Source organism: Acidithiobacillus albertensis, from assembly GCF_001931655.1.
Lineage (GTDB): Bacteria > Pseudomonadota > Gammaproteobacteria > Acidithiobacillales > Acidithiobacillaceae > Acidithiobacillus > Acidithiobacillus thiooxidans.
Window position 1 is genome coordinate 1 of record NZ_MOAD01000119.1, and the last position, 766, is coordinate 766.

Annotated in this window: 2 protein-coding genes and 1 pseudogene; 2 read left to right on the forward strand and 1 reads right to left on the reverse strand. The window is 52.2% G+C overall.

Features of this window, described 5'->3' with window-relative positions; genetic code table 11:
• On the forward strand, window positions 1–96 hold a 96-nt coding region (locus BLW97_RS19325; RefSeq protein WP_242947821.1), incomplete at its 5' end, for an ATP-binding protein.
• A gap of 36 nt (window positions 97–132) precedes the next feature.
• On the opposite strand, the gene BLW97_RS18450 is transcribed toward BLW97_RS19325, so the two are convergent.
• Window positions 133–396 (reverse strand): cyclic GMP-AMP synthase DncV-like nucleotidyltransferase, encoded by a 264-nt coding sequence (locus BLW97_RS18450; protein WP_075324201.1) that lies wholly within the window; start codon window positions 394–396, stop codon window positions 133–135.
• A 142-nt stretch (window positions 397–538) separates the two neighbouring features.
• Between BLW97_RS18450 and BLW97_RS18455 the strand changes: the two are divergent.
• Window positions 539–766: pseudogene (locus BLW97_RS18455) on the forward strand (IS256 family transposase); the annotation flags it as partial.

The window sequence follows — 766 nt, forward strand, 5'->3', positions numbered from 1 at the left end:
ACGGCGCTTCTCGATCGACTGACCCACCACTGCGATATTCTGGAGACCGGAAACGATTCTTACCGGTTCAAAAAACGTCGCAGCCACCCCCTCTAAAACTGGTCAAAAATATACGCTGTTACCTGGTCATTTTTAAACGCTGTTTGACAAGACGGGGAAGTCCACATGGTGCTTTTCTTCGTCAGTGTCCGCGTAAAAAACTCGAACACAGTTGGTGAACAGTTTTGGTTGGCGATTAAATCGCTTGTCCTTCAGTGCATCTCGAACAGCTTCGCGCACTTCAGTCGTAGTCATTTCGTTGCCGTCACCATTCTTGAGTTGGTTCCGCGCAATCACGAGCCCGTCGTCGATGTCATATTCCTCATCAACAAACTTGGTTTGAATAACTGTCCCCATGGCGAGCTATGCTCGAAAGTGGTGTATGGGCGCGTTACAACTGGCTTGAATGAGGTGGCGTACTGTTGCTACAAAGGGTTTCCGACTCAAAGAGCAACATAAGGAGTACGCCGTGGAAAAGAATACCGTAATAGCAGGTGGGATGGGAGAGTTGGGTCTGGGCATTGAAGGGATACTTCGACGCGCGGCACGCTCTCTGATTGAGCAGGCCATAGAGGCTGAGGTGGCGGTATTGCTGGAAGAATTTGCGACGGTGCGGATGGTTGATGGGCGTCAGGCGGTCGTGCGTAATGGGCATCTGCCGGAGCGCGAGATCATGACCGCTCTGGGTCCGGTACCCGTCAAAGTACCCAAGGTGCGGGACCGCTCA

Excerpts from the sequence above, each read along its gene's own strand:
- BLW97_RS18450 (WP_075324201.1), bottom strand. The coding sequence starts at position 396 with ATGGGGACAGTTATTCAAACCAAGTTTGTTGATGAGGAATATGACATC.